The 1,847-nt window shown below is 68.9% G+C and carries 2 protein-coding genes; both read right to left on the bottom strand.

Going from position 1 to position 1,847, the window contains the following annotated elements; translation table 11 throughout:
* Positions 1-104: 104 nt before the first annotated feature.
* Positions 105-1,370 (bottom strand): extracellular solute-binding protein, encoded by a 1,266-nt coding sequence (locus WBP48_RS17545; RefSeq protein WP_424442023.1) that lies wholly within the window; start codon positions 1,368-1,370, stop codon positions 105-107.
* Between the two features lie 68 nt (positions 1,371-1,438).
* On the bottom strand, positions 1,439-1,847 hold a 409-nt coding region (locus WBP48_RS17550), incomplete at its 5' end, for an ROK family protein (RefSeq protein WP_424442024.1).

A 1,847-nucleotide genomic window follows, 5' to 3' on the forward strand; every position in this document is an offset into this window, starting at 1 on the left:
GCGAGGAGCACAGCGACGAGTCGAACGCGATGGCGTCAGCTTTTCAGTGGCGCTGCCGCGCCGTGGGGCGAGAAAGTCTGAGTCATGTCACGAAGACTTTCGGGTCAGCCGTTGAGGATGTCCTCGATCTGCGTGTCGAGCTCTTCAGCCAGTGACTCCGGGTCGCCGCCGTTCGCAAGGTTCACGAAGAAGTCCTGCAGCAGGCCCTTCGCCTCGACGTCGGCCCACTTGGGCGACGCCGGGGTCAGCTTCGCGTTCGCGGCGGACTCGGCGATGACGGCGGCCAGCTCGGGAGTCGCGGCGGCGACCTGATCGCCGAGCGACGTCTTCGCCGGGACGAGACCGTTCTGAGCAAGGATCGTCTGGTAGTCGTCGCTCAGGATGATCTCGAGCGCACTCTTGGCGAGGTCGATGTTCTGCGACTTCGCCGCGATGCCGATGTTGGAGCCGCCGGCGAACACCTGTGCGGCACCGCCGTCGCTGCCCGGCAGCGCGAAGTAACCGAGCGAGTTCGTCAGCGCCGTGTCGTTCTTGTCCTCGTCCGCGACGATCGACCAGTACGCCCAGCTCGGCACCGACAGGGTCGCCGCCTGCTCGGTGCGGAACGGCACCCACGCCTCGGTCTCGTCGCCGTCCTTCGGCGCGAGCGAGGCCTTGGTCATCAGCTCCTGCACCTGCGCGAGGCCGGCCTGTGACTCCGGGCTGGAGAACTGCGCGTCCCAGGTGCCGTCGGCATCCTGCACCGCGATCTCGCCACCGTTCTCCCAGATGAACGGCAGGGCGTTGTACCAGTCCTTGCCGGGCCAGTAGACGCCCGAGACGCCGGGCAGCGCCTCGGCGAGCGCGACGCCGTTCGACACGTACTCGTCGAGAGTCGTGGGCACCGCGACACCGGCGGTCTGGTACTGCGCCGTGTTGTAGAACACGACGCGGGCGCCCGAGTAGTACGGCGCGGCGTACAGCGTGCCGTCGTAGGAGCCTGCTTCGACGAAGCCCGGCAGCAGGTCGTCGCCGCCCAGGGCGTCCTGGATATCGCTGAGGTCGGCGAGCGCCCCGCTGGAGGTGAACGCGGCGGCCTGCGTGTTGCCCATCTCGACGATGTCGGGGCTGTCGTTGGACGACAGACTCGTGGTGAGCTTGTCCACGAGGCCCGTCCACTGCTGCTCCTCGATGACGAGCGTCGAACCGGGGTTCTCCTCCTCGAAGGTCGTCTTCAGGTAGTCGCGGGCGTCTTGGGGCGTGTCGGTGCCGACCAGCCAGACCCGGATCTCGGCGCCGTCCGCCGACGTGTCGCCGGTCCCGCCTGAACACCCTGCCAGCACGACGGCCGAAGCGCCGAGGAGCGCTGCGGCTCCGAGCTTCTTGTTCATGTGTCTTCCTCTCTGCTTCTCTCTCGGTGGTTTCCCGGGGCCGGGCGGCCCCTCCGAGGTGTGGGGTGTCAGGACACCCCGAGTTGTCCGGACAGGACCATGACGGCGGCGCCGCGCAGGACGATGTCCTCGCCTTGTGCCGTCATGCGCACCCGCACGCCGTCGTGGAACTCGGCGAGCGTTCGAGCGCGCAGGGTCTCGACGGCACCCTGAGCCAGGGGTCCGTCGAGAAGCTCCGCGGGGCCGGAGAGCACGATCTCCGACAGGTCGAGGGCGCCGACGATCGGCGCGAGGGCGATGCCCAGCCGTTCGCCTGCATCGCGCAGCACGACTTCGCGGTCGGCCTCCTCCTCGGCGAGGGCGCGTTCGAGCGACGGCGCCGACAGCCATGCCTCGAGGCATCCGATCTTGCCGCACACGCACACCGGCCCGCCGTCCGTGCCGACCGTGACGTGGCCGATCTCGCCCGCCGCGAAC

The organism is Microbacterium sp. (assembly GCF_049661145.1).
Classification (GTDB): domain Bacteria; phylum Actinomycetota; class Actinomycetes; order Actinomycetales; family Microbacteriaceae; genus Microbacterium.